Below are 17,056 nucleotides of genomic sequence, written 5' to 3' on the forward strand. Positions count from 1 at the left end.
ACAATCTTGATGACACAATCTTGGCGGTGGTTTGTTCCACTATTCAACCAGTATATGGGTCAGGACAGCGGGGCCAAAGGTTCATGCGCGTCACTCGCGCCGGCCCGTGGCAGAGCGTCGCGGCGACGCGCCATGCAGAAACGCGCCTGTACACGCTCGCGTGATCTCCATAACCTCCGCCGCGCAATTTTTTGGAGATGCGGCGTGGCGAAGAAGACGGCGACGAAGAAGAAAAGTGTTGCAAGGAAAGTAACGAAGACCTCGGTCAAGGCGAGCACCGCCCGCAAGGTGGCCGTTGCGAAGGCGGCCAAGAAGACGGTCAAGAAGCCGGCACCGCGTAAGGCGGCCACGGCACGCCGTCCGAAAGGTCCGGTCTGGCAATGGTCCGCGGTCGACACCGCAGCCGCGATCCGCAACGGCGCGATCTCCGCGGTCGAGACCGTCGAAGCGCATCTCGAACGGATGCGCGCCGTCAATCCGCGGCTGAACGCGGTTGTCGTCGATCTCAGCGAGGAAGCGCTGAAGGCTGCGCATGCGGCCGACAAGCAGCGCGCCAAGGGCGGCGCGCTCGGCCTGCTGCACGGCGTGCCCATCACGATCAAGGAGAATGTCGACTACGAAGGCCGGCCGAATTTCAACGGCGTGCCCGCCAACAAGGATTTAGTCGCGCCGTCGGACTCGCCCGTGGTGCGCAATCTCAAGAAAGCCGGCGCGATCGTCATCGGCCTCACCAACACGCCGGAATTCTCCTTCCGCGGCTTCACCGACAATCCGCTGCACGGGCTGACGCTGAACCCCTGGGACCCGAACATCACCTGCGGCGGCTCTTCGGGCGGAGCGGGCTCGGCGGTGGCCGCCGGCATCGGCACCATCGCCCATGGCAACGACATCGGCGGCTCGCTGCGCTGGCCGGCGCACTGCAACGGCGTTGCCACCATCAAGCCGACGCAGGGCCGCATCCCCGCCTTCAACGGAAGCGCCACGGCCGAGCGTCCGATGCTGGCGCATCTGATGTCGGCGCAGGGCCCGCTCGCCCGCCACGTCGGCGACGTCCGCCTCGCGCTCGATGTGATGAGCCAGCGCGATCCGCGCGATCCCTGGTGGGTGCCGGCGCCGCTGGCCGGGCCGAAGCCGAAGGGACCGATCAAGGTCGCACTGGCCAGGATTCCGGAGGATATGGACGTCGATCCATCCGTCCGCGCGGCGCTGCGGCAGGCCGCCGATCACCTGGAGCGTTCCGGCTATCGCGTGACCGAGGTCGATGTCCCCGACATCGACGGCGTCTGGCAGACCTGGTGCGACATCATCACCAACGAGACCGTGGTGATGCAGGAGGCCGGCATGCTGAAGGTGACGTCCGAGGACTTCCACAAGGCCTGGGGCGGCATGAAGACCAAGGCCAATGTGCTTGATCTCAAGGCCTGGATGCAGGCGACGGCCGCACGCAACGGCCATATCCGCGCCTGGCAATTGTTCTTCGAGGAGTATCCGGTCGTGCTGGCGCCGACCACGGTGAAGCCGACGCCGGGTCCGCGCGACGACACCGTCAGTGCCGATCGCGTGAAGGAAATCTTCTGGGGCGAGATCCGCTTCATCTCCGCCATCAACGTGCTGGGCCTGCCCGGCGCGGTGGTGCCGGTGACCCTGCATGACGGCAAGCCGATCGGCGTGCAGCTCATCGCCGGCCGCTATCGCGAGGACCTCGCGCTCGATGCGGCGGCCGCGATCGAGAAGCGTGCCGGTGTGCTCGCTCACCGGCTCTGGGAGACGATGGAGTAGGGAGTACTCTCACCCTCCCCCCTTCTTGTGGGAGAGGGTGGCATAGGCGACCTTCGGCCGCCGTCCTTAGAACGCCGATGCTTTGCATCGGCTATGGCAAAGCGGCGAGACGGATGAGGGGTCTCTCCCCACAGGCGAGCATTTAGCCGTATGGACAGATACCCCTCATCCGGCGCTTCGCGCCACCTTCTCCCGCAAGGGGAGAAGGGAAAGCACCGTCACTGCCGCGTTTGCTCGCAGCAATTCATTAATCCAATTCGATTCAAATTTTAGCCAATTCACCAACAATCGTTAGGGTTACTTCCTCGATCTCTAGGCGAATTATTGTCCGCTTTACCACCCGCCTCTAACAGAGGAACGGCGGAGAACGCACATGCCTCATACAGGCCAATAAGTGCGGCCCGCTCCACGCGGAGGTGGCACGATGCGCAACGAGACGATCGCTATTCACGCCGGCTACGAGCCAGAAGCCACCACGCACGCGGTTGCGGTGCCGATCTACCAGACCGCGGCCTATGCCTTCGACAGCGCCGATCACGGCGCCGCGCTCTTCAATCTCGAGGCCGAGGGTTTTCGCTACAGCCGCATCGCCAATCCGACCAGCGCGGTGCTGGAGAAGCGTATCGCCCAGCTCGAAGGCGGCGTCGGCGCGCTCGCGGTCGCGACCGGCCAGGCTGCGCTGCATTTCGCCTTCGTCAACGTCGCCGATCACGGCGGCAACATCGTTTCCGTGCCGCAGCTCTACGGCACCACGCACACGCTGCTCTCGCACATCCTGCCGCGGCAGGGCATCAACGGCCGTTTCGCCGAGAGCGACAAGCCGGATGCGATCGCAAAACTGATCGACGAGAATACGCGCGCCGTGTTCGCCGAGACCATCGGCAATCCGGCCGGCAATGTCTGCGACATCGAGGCTCTCGCCAAGATCGCGCATGCGCACGGCGTGCCGCTGATCGTGGACAACACCGTCGCGACCCCGATCCTGCTCAAGCCGTTCGATTACGGCGCCGACATCGCCGTGCATTCGCTCACCAAGTTTCTGGGCGGCCACGGCACCACGCTCGGTGGTGCGATCGTCGATTCCGGAAATTTCCCCTGGGCGAAGCACGCCGACCGCTTCCCCGGCTACAACAAGCCGGACGCCTCCTATCACGGCCTCGTCTATGCCGAGCGCTTCGGCCGAACCGCCTATATCGAACGCGCCCGCAGCGTCTATCAGCGCACCATGGGATCGGTGCTGTCGCCGTTCAACGCCTTCCTGCTGCTCCAGGGCATCGAGACCGTCGCGCTGCGCATGGAGCGCCATGTCGAGAACGCGCGCAAGGTCGCCGAATTCCTGCGCAAGGACTCGCGCGTTGCCTGGGTCAACTACACCGGCTTTCCGGACAGCCCCTATTACCCGCTCGTTCAGAAATACCTCGACGGTAACGCCTCCTCGCTGTTCACCTTCGGTATCAAGGGCGGCATGGAGGCCGGCAAGACCTTCTACGATGCGCTGAAGCTGATCACACGCCTGGTCAATATCGGCGATGCCAAGTCGCTGGCGTGCCATCCGGCCTCGACCACGCACCGGCAGATGTCGGCGGAGCAGCAGCGCGTTGCCGGCGTGCTGCCGGAGACGATCCGCCTGTCAATCGGCATCGAGCATTCGGCAGATATCATCGCGGACATCGATCAGGCGCTCGAGAAGGCCTGCCCGTCGGCCCGCCTCCAGGCCGCGGAGTAGGCGCCGGCGCCGATGACGATCTTGATCGACAGGGATCAAGGTATATCGAGCCCGGCGCTGGTGCCGGCCGAGGGCGATTTCGCGCGCGACCACGGTTTCGCCGATCTCACGATCGGCCTGATCAACAACATGCCGGATCCAGCGCTGAAGGCGACCGAGCGGCAGTTCATGAAGCTGCTCCAGGCGGCCGCAGGTCCGCGCCGTATCCGTTTCCATTGTTTCTCGCTGCCCTCGGTGAAGCGGTCGCCCGAGGCGAAGTGGCATGTCGAAAGCGAATATTCGGAACTCAGCGAGCTCAGGCACCACAAGTTCGACGGGCTGATCGTGACCGGCGCCGAGCCGGTCGCGCCCGAGCTCGACCAGGAGCCGTATTGGCGCGACCTCACCGACCTGATCGACTGGGCCAAGGTCAACACGCGCTCGACGATCTGGTCGTGCCTCGCCGCGCATGCGGCGGTGCTGCATCTCGACGGCATCGCGCGGCGGCGGCTCCCGGCCAAATGTCACGGCATTTTCGACTGCGAAACTGCGACGAACGATGCGCTGACGCGCGCTGCGCCTGCGCCCCTCAAGGTCTCGCATTCGCGCCTGAACGAGATCGCCGAGAGCGATCTCACGCAGGCCGGCTATCAGGTGCTGACGCGTTCGGCAAAGGCCGGCATCGATATCTTCGTCAGGCAATATGCCAGCCGCTTCGTCTTCTTCCAGGGCCACCCGGAATACGATGCGCTGTCGCTCCAGCGCGAATATCTGCGCGACATCGGCCGCTATCTCGCGCGCGAGCGCGAGGCGTATCCGCACCTGCCCGTGAGTTATTTTGACGCAGCGACTGAAGAGAAGCTCGCCCGCTTCGAGAAGAAGGCGACCCAACAGCGCCACCCGGCGCTCACCAACGAACTGCCTGCGCTGAATCTGCGCGCCGATATCGCTGCCGGCAGCGCCGCGGCGGCGCTTTTCCGCAACTGGCTGCAATATCTCGGTGCGGAAGCCGATATTTCGGTCCTGGCACGCTAGACGAAGGGCGTTGGTTCCGCATTAGGATTACCCGGGCGTTAGGCTTGCCTCTACCAGCGCACGAATGTTTCAGTAGAGAAATAGGGAACCGCAGGAAACGCAGTCGTGTGGTCGGCACTCCAGGGACGCGTGAGCAATCGGCTGGCCCGGCATTTCCGTGCCGCGCCGCACCGGCTGCCTGCGCATGCGCCGATGGTGAGCTTCACGTTTGACGACGCGCCCGATAGCGCCGCAGGCGAGGGCGCCGCGCTTCTGGAGACGCATGGTGGCCGCGGCACCTATTACCTCGCCGGCAGCCTGATCGATCGTCCGTCGGATCACTGGCACGGCCTGTCGAACGACGCGATCGTGCGGCTTCACCGGGCCGGTCACGAGATTGCCTGCCATACCTTTTCGCACCAGAGCTCGGCCGATCTCGACGAGGCCGCCATGGCGCGCGAGATCGAGCGTAACCGCAGCCATTTCCACGCCATCGATTCCTCGATCGTGCTGGAGAACTTCGCCTACCCCTATGGAATCGCCTCGGTCTGGCGCAAGCCGCAGCTTGCAAAGGCCTTTCGCTCGGCGCGCGGCATCCTTCCCGGCGTCAATCGCGACGTCATCGACCTCCAGTTCCTACGCGCCTCGCCTCTGGTCGATCGCGAGATCGATATTGCTGGCGTCGATCGCTATTTCGACGAGGCGGTGGCGAGCGGCGGATGGCTGATCTTCTACGGCCACGACGTCGCCGACGCGCCAAGCCCCTACGGCTGCACGCCGCACCTGATGCGCCATGCGCTGGAGGCGGCCGGGAAGCGCGACATGCCGATCGTGACGGTCGCGGAAGCGCTACGACGGATCGGGGCGTAGCTTCTTCTTCCTTCTCCCCTTGCGGGAGAAGGTGGCATAGGCGGCCTTCGGCCGCCGTTCCTAGGAACGCCGAAGCAAAGCTTCGGCTATGGCGCCGGATGAGGGTTATGTCTCCACAGAGCAAGCTTTACCGAATCCGTGGATAGATACCCCTCACCCGTCTCGCCGCTACGCGGCGATCCACCCTCTCCTGCAAGGGGAGAGGGGAAGAGTCCTGCCTGCCATCCAAACAGTCTTGCCATGCCCGCGCGGTCATGCGACTGGCCTTGTGACGAATCCTACGGCCTTGCACCGACGCACCCATGTCCGCTCCCTCCACCGCCCCGCTGCCTGCGCCGGCCAACGGCCGCGACGCGCTGTCGGTGCTGCATTCGGTGTTCGGCCTGCCGGAGTTCCGTGGTGCACAGGGCGAGATCATCCGGCACGTCACGGATGGCGGCAATTGCCTGGTCTTGATGCCGACCGGCGGCGGCAAGTCGCTGTGCTATCAACTGCCGTCACTGCTGCGCGAAGGTTGCGGTATCGTGGTGTCGCCGCTGATCGCGCTGATGCGCGACCAGGTCGCCGGCCTGCTCGAGGCCGGGGTCAACGCCGCGGCGCTGAACTCGTCGCTGACGCTGCAGGAAGCTTCCGACATCGAGCGCCGCCTGATCGCGGGCGATCTCGACCTGCTCTATGTCGCGCCGGAACGCCTGGTGACGCCGCGCTGCCTGGCGCTGCTGGCGCAGGCGAAGGTCGCGCTGTTCGCGATCGACGAGGCGCATTGCGTCTCGCAATGGGGTCATGACTTCCGTCCCGAGTATGTCGGCCTCTCCATCATCGCCGAACGTTTTCCGAACGTTCCGCGCATCGCGCTGACTGCGACCGCCGACGAACTGACGCGCAAGGAGATCGTCGAGCGCCTCCGGCTCGCCGACAGCCCGCAATTCGTCTCCAGCTTCGACCGCCCGAATATCCGCTACGAGATCGTCGACAAGCGCAACGCCGTGTCGCAATTGAAAGAATTCATCCGGGAGCGGCACGCGGGCGACGCCGGCGTGGTCTATTGCCTGTCGCGCAATCGCGTCGAGGAGGTCGCCGCCGCGCTCGACGACGCCGGCATTGCGGCGCTGCCCTATCACGCCGGGCTCGACAGCGGCATACGCTCGCGCAACCAGGACCGGTTCCTCAACGAGGACGGCATCGTCATCGTCGCGACCATCGCCTTCGGCATGGGCATCGACAAGCCCGACGTCCGCTTCGTCGCCCATCTCGATCTGCCGAAGAGCATCGAGGCCTATTATCAGGAGACGGGGCGGGCGGGGCGCGACGGCAAGCCGTCGGCGGCCTGGATGGCCTATGGTCTCTCCGACATCGTGCAGCAGCGCCGCATGATCGACGAGTCCAGCGGTTCTGACGATTTCAAGCGGGTGTCGATCGGCAAGCTCGACGCACTGGTCGGCCTCGCCGAGACCGCGCAGTGCCGGCGCAAGCGGCTGCTCGCCTATTTCGGCGAGGCGGAGACGGCGAACAATTGCGGCAACTGCGACAACTGCCTGACGCCGCCCAAGATGCGCGACGGCAAGGTGCTGGCGCAGAAGCTGCTGTCCTGCGCCTATCGCACCGGGCAGCGTTTCGGTGCGATGCAGCTGATCGACGTGCTGATTGGCCGCCTCACCGAAAAGGTGACGCAGTTCGGCCACGACAAATTGTCCGTGTTCGGCATCGGGCGCGAGCTGAACGAGAAGCAGTGGCGCACCGTGCTGCGGCAGCTGGTGGCGATGGGGCATTTGTACAGCGACAGCGAGGCGTTCGGCGCGCTGAAACTGACGGAGAGCGCGCGCGGCGTGCTACGTGGCGAGACCGAGGTGTGGCTGCGCGAGGAGGCGCCGGGCACGCGCGTTCGCGCGAGCCGGACAAAATCCCGCCGTGGTGACCTCGCGCCTGCGGCCAACGCGCCGCAGGGCGATGTCGATCCCGAATTGCGGGCGCGGCTGAGGTCCTGGCGTTCGGACATCGCGCGCGAACGCGGCGTGCCGGCCTATGTCGTGCTGCACGATGCGACCATCGACGGCATCGTCCGGGCGTGGCCGACGACGCTCGACGAGCTCCGCAACGTGCCCGGCATCGGCGACAAGAAGCTCGAGCATTACGGCGACGAGCTGCTCCAGATCGTCAAGACGCGGTAGCGGTCAATCTCTCTGCTGTCATCCCGGGCAAGCGCAGCGAAGCGGAGCGCAGATCCGGGATCCATAACCGCAGGACGATGTGGTTGGGGCAAGCCGGTAACCACGAGTCTCCGCCAAATGCGATCCTGTGGTATGGGTCCCGGGCTCGCGACTTCGTCGCGCCCGGGACGACGGTCTTTGGCTAGCCGTTCCGGAATGCGTAACCGTAGCCGTTGAGCGCCGGCGCGCCGCCGAGATGGGCGTAGAGGATCTTTGCGCCCTTCTCGAAATGGCCCTTTTGGGTCAGGTCGATCAGGCCTTGCATCGATTTGCCCTCATAGACAGGGTCGGTGATCATCGCCTCTAACCGTGCGGTGAGGCGGATCGCTTCCTTGGTCTCTTCCGACGGCACGCCGTAGGCAGGATAGGCGTAGTCCTCGATCAGCACGACGTCGTCTTCGACGATATCCTTGCCGAGCTCGACGAGCTTGGCGGTGTTCTGCGCGATCGAGAGCACCTGCGCCTTCGTTTGCGCCGGCGTGAAGGACGCATCGATGCCGATCACCTTTCGCGCGCGGCCGTCGGCGGCGAAGCCGACCAGCATGCCGGCATGGGTCGAGCCGGTGACGGTGCAGACCACGATGTAGTCGAACTTGAAGCCGAGCTCGGCTTCCTGCTTGCGCACTTCCTCGGCGAAGCCGACATAGCCGAGGCCGCCGAATTTGTGCACGGAGGCACCGGCGGGGATCGCGTAAGGCTTGCCGCCCGCCGCCTTCACCTCCTCGATCGCCTGCTCCCAGCTCTTGCGGATGCCGATGTCGAAGCCGTCGTCGACCAGGCGCACGTCGGCGCCCATGATGCGCGACAGCATGATGTTGCCGACGCGGTCATAGACGGCGTCCTCGTGCGGCACCCAGGCTTCCTGCACCAGGCGGCACTTCATGCCGATCTTGGCGGCGACCGCCGCGATCATGCGGGTGTGGTTGGACTGCACGCCACCGATCGAGACCAGCGTGTCCGCGTTCGAGGCGATCGCGTCCGGGATGATGTATTCGAGCTTGCGCAGCTTGTTGCCGCCATAGGCGAGGCCGGAATTGCAGTCCTCGCGCTTGGCATAGATCTCGACATTGCCGCCGAGATGCTTCGACAACCGCTCCAGCTTCTCGATGGGCGTCGGGCCGAAGGTCAGCGGATAGCGCGTGAATTTGTCCAGCATCATTGGGTCATCCCGATTGGCGTTGAATTGGCTCAAGCGCCTAGCACTGCCGTGGACAAATGTGCTTTCAAATATTGCGCAGCAACTGTCGTAAAGCTTGCAGTCGATCGTCAAAAGGATCTATTTTCTTCCGAACTTGAGCCCAATAGCGAAAGCTTCTTCCATGGCCGCCAGGCTCGACCGTACCGACCTTAAGATGTTGAGATTGCTGCAAAATAACGGCCGGCTCAGCAATGCCGAGCTGGCCGAAACCGTCGCCATCAGCCCCGCCACCTGCCATCGCCGCACCCAGCGCCTGTTCGAGGACGGCTTCATCGCCGCGGTCCGCGCCATGGTCGCGCCGAAGAAGGTGGCGAAGGGCACGCTGGTGATGGTCGGCGTCGTGCTCGACCGCTCGACCCCGGAGAGTTTTGCCACCTTCGAGCAGGCGATCACCAGGCTGAAATGCGTGCTCGACTGCCACCTCGTCGCCGGCGACTTCGACTATTTCCTCAAGATCCGCGTCGGCGACATGGAGGATTTCAACCGCATCCACGGCGAACAGCTGATCGCGCTGCCCGGCGTGCGCCAGACCCGCACCTTCTTCGTGATGAAGGAGGTTGTCGACAACGCGCCGCTGGAGTTTTGAGCAGCTGCTATTGATGCGCGATCCGCATCATGGGAGATTCAGGCGATGCAGACATTTCCCTTCCGCCAACTCAATCCGGCCGGGCCGGCCTATCGGCGCGGTTGGGTGGACGAGGCCGTCGCCGCGATCGAGGCCGACGAGTGCCGCACGGCCGACACGCATCTGATCCGGCTGATCGTGCCGGCGCTATCAGGCATCGACATCTATCTCAAGGATGAGTCCACGCATCCGACCGGCAGCCTCAAGCACCGCCTTGCGCGCTCGCTGTTCCTCTACGCGCTCTGCAACGGCCACATCCGCGAAGGCACGCCCGTGGTCGAGGCCTCGTCGGGATCGACGGCGGTGTCGGAAGCCTATTTCGCGCAGATGATCGGCGTGCCCTTCTACGCCGTGATGCCGCGCACGACCTCGGCGGAGAAGATCGCCGCGATCGAGCATTATAGCGGCAACTGCCATCTGATCGACGACGGCCGCGCGCTCTACGCGGAAGCCGCCGCGCTCGCTACCCGGCTGAACGGCCACTACATGGACCAGTTCACCTTTGCCGAGCGCGCCACCGATTGGCGCGGCAACAACAACATCGCAGAATCGATCTTCACGCAATTGCAGGGTGAGCCGCGTCCGATTCCCGACTGGATTGTCATGGGTGCGGGCACCGGCGGCACCTCGGCCACCATCGGACGGTACTTGCGCTTTCGCCAGTATCCGACACGGCTGTGCGTCGCCGATGTCGAGCATTCCGCCTTCTTCGATTGCTTCCGCACGCAGGACCGCTCTCACGTTTGCGAACGCCCATCGTTGATCGAGGGCGTCGGCCGGCCGCGCTGCGAACCCTCCTTCGTCCCCGGCGTGGTCGACCGCATGATGAAGATCCCGGATGCGGCAACGATCGCGGCGATGAACGTGCTGTCGCGCCGACTGCGCCGCGCGGTCGGCGGCTCCACCGGCACCAACTTCCTGGCACTGTGCCGCCTCGCCTCGGAGATGCGACAGGCGAACGTATCAGGGTCGCTGGTGACGCTGATCTGCGATTCCGGCGAGCGCTACCGGCAGACCTATTACGAGCCCGAATGGCTGAAGGGGCGCCGCCTCGATCCTGCGCCGTTCGAGGCGGCCCTGTCGTCGTTCCTCACGACGGGCGAGCCGCTGACGCTCGATGTCGACGACGTCGCAAATCCGCAGATCGTACCAAGCCCCGAGGCATCCTAGCCGACGTTTCCTTGCCACTTCCAAAATGGCACGATCGTCACGGCAACTTCACTTGCCTTGCACGCACACGCGGGTGAGCTTCGCCTCTTCTCAACGAGGAGATCCCCGCCGTGCGCCTTCCCATTCTCGATCCGAAAGACCTGAGCGACGAACAGAAGCCGCTCTATGACGACATGCGAGCCGGCATCAAGGACCACTTCAAGGGCTTCGTGAACATGCGCGACGACGGCGCGCTGCTGGGGCCGTGGAATCCCTGGGTCTGCGAGCCACGTTTCGGCAAGCCGGTGTGGGAGCTGGTCAAGGCAATCGCGTCGAACCCGCTGCTGCCTGCGCCGGTGCGCGAGGTCGCGATCCTCGTCACCGGTTCGCATTTCCGCTCCGGCTACGAGCTCTATGCTCATGTGCTCGTTGCCGAGCAGCGCGGCCTCTCCGACGAGAAGCTCGCGACCATCGTCGCGGGGCAGCGGCCGGTGGATCTCACCAAGCAGGAAGCCGTCGCCTACGACGTGGCGGCCGCATTGGTCGGCGGCGGCGTGCTGCCGGAATTGACCTGGCGCGCCGCGGTGAAGGAGTTCGGCGAGCACGGCGCGGCCGAGCTGTCCTATCTCGTCGGCGTCTACTGCATGGTCTCGGTCACCCTCAACACGTTCGACGTGCCGGTGCCGGAGTAGACGCCGCGTCCTTCGATCACTCCGCCGCCTTGCTTGCAGGCGGCGGGGGCGCCCATGCGATGCAACGATTGCGGCCTTCGGCCTTGGTCTGGTAGAGCGCATGATCGGCCGCTCCCATCAGCGTGTCGATGCCGGACATGCTGACGGTGGCTTCCGCCATGCCGATGCTCACGGTGAGGCCGAACTGAACCTTGTCGGCAAAGACCTGCGCGCTCATTACGCGCTTGCGGATGCCGCCGGCAAGCCGCTCGGCAGCGTCGTGCCTCTGCGTACCGCCAGCGCTTCGAATGCGGCCGACAATGTTGTGTTGCCGAAGCCGAGCCCGAGCGTGCCGGCGGGGATGGTCGCATGGATCGTGCGAAGATCGAGGTAGATGTTGGGGACAGCGGGCTTTGCCGGCGCGTCTTCCTCATCGTCGGCAGCGAAGGCAGTGCCTGCCGAGATCGTCAGACAAAGCAGTCCCATCGCGACAGCGCGTGAAGCCTGGCGATGCGATGGGTTGTGATGGGACACGTGACAATCCGACGCGTGGCGATTTGATGACGGAACCGTTGTTGGATGGAACGTGATCGCTCGGGTGGTCAAGCGGTATCCGTAAGCGATGGACGGCACGGATGTGCGCGGCTACCCTGCCGTGATCGCACTGACACACGCGCCGGCCGGAGTGCGGGCCGGACATTGGAAGGACACAGCCATGAACACGTCACGCCGCATCCTGCTCACTGGTCTGGCGGGCCTCGCTGTCGCTCCGACCGCGGCGGCGGCTAGCGTACCGTCGGCCGAGCCTGGCGACGTGACGGTCGCCGAAGAGCGATTCGCGCGCACGATTGCCGCCGCCCATGCCCCTGACGTCAGCTGCGCACGGCAGGCCGAGCGCTATGCGGATGCGCATTGGCTGGAATATGTCGTGGCGGCGCGGGCCGTGCTCGGCGCGCGCGCGTGATGCTTTCTTCTCTTCTCCCCTTGCGGGAGAAGGTGGCGCGAAGCGCCGCTACGCGGCGATCCACCCTCTCCCACAGGGGGAGAGGGTAAGAAAGTGCCTCATTTCTCCACCGCCCGCCGAACCTGTTCGCCGATCTGCGACAGCACGAGCCGCGCCTGCGGCAGGATCGCGCCCATGGCGTGGAAATTGTGGACCATGCCGTCATGGCAGACATGCTCGACCGCGACACCCGCGGCGAGCAGCTTGCGCGCATAGGCATTGCCCTCGTCGCGCATCGGATCGAATTCGGCGGTGTGGATGATCGCGGTCGGCAGGCCTGCAAGCCGCGTCGCGCGCAAGGGCGAGATGCGGGGGTCGGCGGTGTCGATGCCATCAGGCAGGTAATCGGCGAGATCGGCTTCGATGGTGGCGCGATCGATCAGATGGCCTTCGGCGAATGCCTCGCGTGAAGGCGAGGTCTCCTCGAAATCCAGCACCGGGCAGATCAGGCATTGCGCGACGATCGAGAGGCCGGCGGTCTGCATCGCTTCCTGGCACACGATCGCAGCGAGCGTGGCGCCGGCGGAATCACCGCCGACCACCAGCCGTTCGGCGTCGATGCCCAGCGACGAAGCTTGCCGCGCGACCCACTCCGTGGCCGCGATCGCATCAATGACGGCGGCAGGAAATTTGTGCTCAGGCGAGAGCCGGTAATCGACCGAGACGAGGCGACAGCCGGTTACATGCGCCAGCGCCGCCGCGATGCGGTCATGCGTCGCAATGCTGCCGGCCACGAGCCCGCCGCCATGAAAGAACACGAAGCCCGGCGCGCGGTCGCCGGCTGATGCGGGCGAATAAAGGCGATAGGGCAGCTCTCCACCGGGACCCGGAAGCGTGCCGTCGGCGGTGGTCACATCCGGCGCATCAGTGCGTGCAAACTGCATCAGCTTGGCCAGCGACTGCCGCCGTGCCTCGACGCTCGGCCGGCTCCGCCCCTGCGGGGCGGCCGCAGCCATCATGGTCAACAAACGCCTTGCAAGCGGATCGAGCGGCATGGATCCTTCTCCCTCGTCGGAGAGGGTAACGCACCATATCCCAGCAGGGAATCATTTAGACATTGGGACAATAGTGCCCGGGTATGTCCAAGGGAGGCCGGTCATGGCCGAGATCAAGAAACCGATCGAATATTCGCCGAGCTGGACCTTCTTCGAGGGCAAATGGCACGACGGCAACGTGCCGATCATGGGCCCGCGCACGCATGCGGCCTGGCTCGGCTCGGTCGTGTTCGACGGTGCGCGCGCGTTCGAGGGCGTCGCGCCCGACCTCGACCGTCACGTCGCCCGCGCCAATCAATCCGCGATCAATTTTGGTCTGAAGCCGGTGGTCGACACCGGCACCTGGCTGTTGCTCGCACACGAAGGCATCGCGCGCTTCACCGCGAATGCCGAGCTGTACGTCCGTCCGATGTACTGGGCGCAGAACGGTTCGGGCGGCGGCGTGCTGTTCGACCCCGAGACGACCAATTGGTGCCTGTGCATCTACGAGGCGCCGATGCCGAAACCCGTCGGCAACGCCATCACGCTATCGCCGTTCCGCAGGCCCACCGCCGAATGCGCGCCGGTCGAGGCCAAGGCCGCCTGTCTCTATCCGAACAATTCGCGCGCGCTCGCGGAAGCCGCCGGACGCGGCTTCCAGAACGCGCTGATGCTCGACATGCTCGGCAATGTCGCGGAGTTCGGCAATTCCAACGTGTTCATGGCCAAGGACGGCGTGGTCTACACGCCGGTCCCGAACGGCACGTTCCTGAACGGCATCACGCGCCAGCGCGTCATCAGCCTGCTGCGCGGCGACGGCGTTACCGTGGTCGAGAAGACGCTGCGCTATGCCGACTTCCTCGCTGCCGACGAGATCTTCTCGACCGGCAATTTCGCCAAGGTCGCCCCCGTCATCCGCATCGACGATCGCGAACTGAAGCCGGGCCCGCTCTACACCAAAGCGCGCAAGCTCTATTGGGACTTTGCGCATGCGGTGAAGCTGGCGGCGTAGGGCGCCGCACTTTCCTTCGTCCTAGCCGCGTCGCTTAAACCGGCTGAACTGAAACGCCTGGGTCGACTTCCACGGCGTGTGGTGCGTCTCGCTCCGCGTCTCGATCAGCTCGAACTCCGGCCCAAGCTCCGCAGCAAGGCTCGCGCTATCGTGCCGCTGCACCGGAAGGCCGCTGCATTTCTCCGGGCCATCAAGCGCAAATGTCGCGATGATGGCGTGGCCGCCGGGCGTAATCGCCGACCGCAGGCGCTCGACGTAAGCGGCCCTGTCGCGCGGATCGGTCAGGAAGTGAAATGCCGCGCGATCGTGCCAGACGTTGTAGCTGCGCCCCGGCCGCCATGTCGTGGCGTCGGCAACGATCCAGTCGACTGCTGAGGCCGCCCGGCCGATTCGTTTCTTCGCCGCTTCAAGCGCGTTGGCGGAGAGATCGAGCACGGCGAGGTCGCGGTATCCGTCCCGCAGGAGAGCGTCCACCAGCCGCGAAGCACCGCCGCCGATGTCGATGATGGCGGCGCCATGGTCAGGACGGGCCGAACGGATCATCTCGAGGGAGATCGCTGGGCTGTCCTGAAACCAGCTTACCTCGGCCTCGCCCTTGGTGGCGTAGACGTTGTCCCAGTGGGTGCTGCGGTCGGACATGGCGGCTCCGGCCTGGCCGGGACGACAGCGCGCACGTCGCGCCGTTACGAACCGGCGGCCCGCGCGCCCGCCGCAGGTGGACGCGCCGGCACGAACGAAATCCCTACTCGTCCTTCTTCGACATCCGCTCGAGGCGTTCCTGCATGTCCTTCATCTGCTGACGCAGGTCGTCGATGTTGCTGCTGTCCGTCGGCGCCGCAGCGCTTGCGTCGGCCTCCGGTTCGGGGCTGGTCGCCGGACGGCCCGCGTTGGGGGCAAACGGCTTGAACATCGAGAAGGTCTGCTGGAACAGCTCCATGTTGCGGCGGACCTGTTCTTCCAACGGAGCAAAAGGAGTGCCGGAGAGCGAGTTGGCGATCTGCTTGCGGAACTTCTCCTGCTCCTGGGTCAGCGTCGCGATCGACTGCTCCAGATATTTCGGCACCACCATCTGCATGCTGTCGCCGTAGAAGCGGATGAGCTGGCGCAGGAAGGTGGTCGGCAGCAGGTTCTGGCCGGCCTTGTTCTCCTGCTCGAAGATGATCTGGGCGAGCACGGAGCGGGTGATGTCGTCGCCGGTCTTGGCGTCGTAGACCAGGAAATCCTCTCCGTCCTTGACCATGGCGGCGAGGTCTTCGAGCGTCACGTAGGTGCTCGTTCCGGTGTTATAGAGCCGGCGGTTCGCGTATTTCTTGATGGTGGTGGGTTGGTCTGATTTCGCCATGGGCTCTCACTTGCAAGCGCGGAGAACGGGAACCCGGCGGATAATGCCGCAGGGCGGGAAGAGTACGCAACGCAACAAAATAAGCATTTTCAAAGGGGTCACGCTACCGTTTTGTGCGCCACGGTTAATCGGGCAGCAAAAACGTGCTTGCGAAAGCGCCAAGAACGCTATTTTGAATGCGTTGCGGCATGAATTCGGTCGCCGGCCGATTGACATGCCTCAACGACGTTAACAGGATGCCATTCGAGACTGGCGAGCCGTTTCCCCAGCCCCGCCTGCCCCCTTTCAACACCAGGAGATGCCCATGTCAGACGATGTCGTCATCGTCAGCGCCGCCCGCACCCCGGTCGGAAGCTTCAACGGAGCGTTCGCGACCCTTCCCGCCCATGACCTCGGCGCCATCGCCATCAAGGCCGCGCTGGAGCGTGGTGGCATCGAGCCTGGCCGGGTCTCCGAAGTCATCATGGGTCAGATCCTGACCGCGGCTCAGGGTCAGAACCCGGCCCGCCAGGCCTCGATTGCCGCCGGCATTCCGGTGGAGAGCCCGGCTTGGGGCGTCAACCAGCTTTGCGGCTCGGGCCTGCGCACCGTCGCGCTCGGCTACCAGGCGCTGCTCAACGGCGATTCCGAGATCGTGGTCGCCGGCGGCCAGGAATCCATGAGCATGGCTCCGCACGCCCAGTATCTGCGCGGCGGCGTCAAGATGGGCCCGGTCGAGTTCGTCGACACCATGATCAAGGACGGCCTGTGGGATGCCTTCAACGGCTATCACATGGGGAATACGGCCGAGAACGTCGCGCGCCAGTGGCAGATTACCCGCGCCCAGCAGGACGAATTCGCGGTCCACTCGCAGCAGAAGGCCGAGGCGGCGCAGAAGGCCGGCAAGTTCAACGACGAGATCGTTCCCGTCACCATCAAGACCCGCAAGGGCGACATCGTCGTCAGCGCCGACGAATATCCGCGTCATGGCGCAACGCTCGACGGGATGGCGAAGCTCAAGCCCGCCTTCGAGAAGGAAGGCACGGTCACCGCGGGTTCGGCCTCCGGCATCAACGACGGCGCCGCTGCTGTTGTGCTGATGACGGCGAAGCAGGCCGCCAAGGAAGGCAAGAAGCCGATCGCGCGCATCGTGTCCTGGGCGCAGGCCGGCGTCGATCCGAAGATCATGGGCTCGGGCCCGATCCCGGCCTCGCGCGCCGCGCTGAAGAAGGCTGGCTGGAGCGTCGGCGATCTCGACCTGATCGAGGCCAACGAGGCCTTCGCGGCGCAGGCCTGCGCCGTCAACAAGGATCTCGGCTGGGACACCTCGAAGGTCAACGTCAACGGCGGTGCGATCGCGATCGGCCATCCGGTCGGCGCTTCCGGCGCACGCGTGCTGGTGACGCTGCTGCACGAGATGCAGAAGCGCGATTCGAAGAAGGGCCTCGCCACGCTGTGCATCGGCGGCGGCATGGGTATCGCGATGTGCCTGGCGCGCGACTGAAGCTGACATCTAACTTACGTGTCA

General features: G+C 65.0%; 17 protein-coding genes. 11 read left to right on the forward strand and 6 right to left on the reverse strand.

Going from position 1 to position 17,056, the window contains the following annotated elements:
- Positions 1-204: 204 nt before the first annotated feature.
- The 5 genes from AB7531_RS03280 (at position 205) to recQ (ending at position 7,536) form a co-directional block, all read left to right on the forward strand.
- Complete coding sequence (locus AB7531_RS03280; protein ID WP_231143785.1) at positions 205-1,779, forward strand: amidase family protein; 1,575 nt, start codon at positions 205-207, stop codon at positions 1,777-1,779.
- 424 nt (positions 1,780-2,203) lie between these two features.
- Complete coding sequence (locus tag AB7531_RS03285) at positions 2,204-3,505, forward strand: O-acetylhomoserine aminocarboxypropyltransferase/cysteine synthase family protein (RefSeq protein WP_063980548.1); 1,302 nt, start codon at positions 2,204-2,206, stop codon at positions 3,503-3,505.
- Positions 3,506-3,517: 12 nt separating this feature from the next.
- Positions 3,518-4,519, forward strand: coding sequence for a homoserine O-succinyltransferase MetA (metA, locus tag AB7531_RS03290; protein WP_063980549.1), 1,002 nt, complete (start codon positions 3,518-3,520; stop codon positions 4,517-4,519).
- A gap of 105 nt (positions 4,520-4,624) precedes the next feature.
- The gene (locus tag AB7531_RS03295; protein WP_063980550.1) at positions 4,625-5,368 is read left to right on the forward strand and encodes a polysaccharide deacetylase family protein; all 744 of its coding nucleotides are present in this window, start codon (positions 4,625-4,627) and stop codon (positions 5,366-5,368) included.
- Positions 5,369-5,670: 302 nt separating this feature from the next.
- Positions 5,671-7,536: a DNA helicase RecQ gene (gene recQ / locus AB7531_RS03300; RefSeq protein WP_063980551.1), complete on the forward strand. Its 1,866-nt coding sequence runs from the start codon at positions 5,671-5,673 to the stop codon at positions 7,534-7,536.
- 181 nt (positions 7,537-7,717) lie between these two features.
- Here recQ and AB7531_RS03305 read toward each other — a convergent pair whose 3' ends face one another.
- Positions 7,718-8,731, reverse strand: coding sequence for a 1-aminocyclopropane-1-carboxylate deaminase (locus AB7531_RS03305; protein ID WP_063986015.1), 1,014 nt, complete (start codon positions 8,729-8,731; stop codon positions 7,718-7,720).
- 163 nt (positions 8,732-8,894) lie between these two features.
- On the opposite strand from AB7531_RS03305, the gene AB7531_RS03310 reads away from it, so the two are divergent.
- The 3 genes from AB7531_RS03310 to AB7531_RS03320 all read left to right on the forward strand — a co-directional run bounded on the left by AB7531_RS03310 (position 8,895) and on the right by AB7531_RS03320 (position 11,239).
- The gene (locus tag AB7531_RS03310) at positions 8,895-9,359 is read left to right on the forward strand and encodes an Lrp/AsnC family transcriptional regulator (RefSeq protein ID WP_038943290.1); all 465 of its coding nucleotides are present in this window, start codon (positions 8,895-8,897) and stop codon (positions 9,357-9,359) included.
- A gap of 45 nt (positions 9,360-9,404) precedes the next feature.
- Complete coding sequence (locus AB7531_RS03315) at positions 9,405-10,568, forward strand: PLP-dependent cysteine synthase family protein (RefSeq protein WP_231143787.1); 1,164 nt, start codon at positions 9,405-9,407, stop codon at positions 10,566-10,568.
- A 110-nt stretch (positions 10,569-10,678) separates the two neighbouring features.
- Positions 10,679-11,239, forward strand: coding sequence for a carboxymuconolactone decarboxylase family protein (locus AB7531_RS03320; protein WP_063980552.1), 561 nt, complete (start codon positions 10,679-10,681; stop codon positions 11,237-11,239).
- A gap of 16 nt (positions 11,240-11,255) precedes the next feature.
- On the opposite strand, the gene AB7531_RS03325 is transcribed toward AB7531_RS03320, so the two are convergent.
- Positions 11,256-11,456 (reverse strand): diguanylate cyclase domain-containing protein, encoded by a 201-nt coding sequence (locus AB7531_RS03325; protein WP_063980553.1) that lies wholly within the window; start codon positions 11,454-11,456, stop codon positions 11,256-11,258.
- Positions 11,456-11,752 (reverse strand): hypothetical protein, encoded by a 297-nt coding sequence (locus AB7531_RS03330; RefSeq protein WP_187387882.1) that lies wholly within the window; start codon positions 11,750-11,752, stop codon positions 11,456-11,458. Before AB7531_RS03330 ends, AB7531_RS03325 begins: the two co-directional genes overlap by 1 nt.
- Positions 11,753-11,933: 181 nt before the next feature.
- Between AB7531_RS03330 and AB7531_RS03335 the strand changes: the two genes are divergently transcribed.
- Positions 11,934-12,182, forward strand: a complete 249-nt coding sequence (locus tag AB7531_RS03335; protein WP_063986016.1) for a hypothetical protein — start codon at positions 11,934-11,936, stop codon at positions 12,180-12,182.
- Between the two features lie 98 nt (positions 12,183-12,280).
- Here the strand turns inward: AB7531_RS03335 and AB7531_RS03340 are convergent, their stop codons facing one another.
- Positions 12,281-13,216, reverse strand: a complete 936-nt coding sequence (locus AB7531_RS03340) for an alpha/beta hydrolase (protein ID WP_063980555.1) — start codon at positions 13,214-13,216, stop codon at positions 12,281-12,283.
- Between the two features lie 103 nt (positions 13,217-13,319).
- Between AB7531_RS03340 and AB7531_RS03345 the strand changes: the two genes are divergently transcribed.
- Positions 13,320-14,207 carry a branched-chain amino acid aminotransferase gene (locus tag AB7531_RS03345; protein WP_063980556.1) on the forward strand — a complete coding sequence of 296 codons (888 nt, stop codon included), beginning with the start codon at positions 13,320-13,322 and terminating at the stop codon, positions 14,205-14,207.
- Between the two features lie 21 nt (positions 14,208-14,228).
- Here the strand turns inward: AB7531_RS03345 and AB7531_RS03350 are convergent, their stop codons facing one another.
- Both AB7531_RS03350 and phaR read right to left on the reverse strand, forming a co-directional pair.
- Positions 14,229-14,846: a class I SAM-dependent methyltransferase gene (locus AB7531_RS03350; protein WP_063980557.1), complete on the reverse strand. Its 618-nt coding sequence runs from the start codon at positions 14,844-14,846 to the stop codon at positions 14,229-14,231.
- Positions 14,847-14,949: 103 nt separating this feature from the next.
- Positions 14,950-15,549 (reverse strand): polyhydroxyalkanoate synthesis repressor PhaR, encoded by a 600-nt coding sequence (gene phaR / locus AB7531_RS03355; protein WP_063980558.1) that lies wholly within the window; start codon positions 15,547-15,549, stop codon positions 14,950-14,952.
- 304 nt (positions 15,550-15,853) lie between these two features.
- On the opposite strand from phaR, the gene AB7531_RS03360 reads away from it, so the two are divergent.
- Entirely contained in the window at positions 15,854-17,032 is a 1,179-nt protein-coding gene (locus AB7531_RS03360) for an acetyl-CoA C-acetyltransferase (RefSeq protein WP_063986017.1), read from the forward strand.
- Positions 17,033-17,056: the final 24 nt, after the last annotated feature.

Source organism: Bradyrhizobium sp. 63_E2_N1_3 (assembly GCF_052076005.1).
GTDB lineage: Bacteria > Pseudomonadota > Alphaproteobacteria > Rhizobiales > Xanthobacteraceae > Bradyrhizobium > Bradyrhizobium barranii.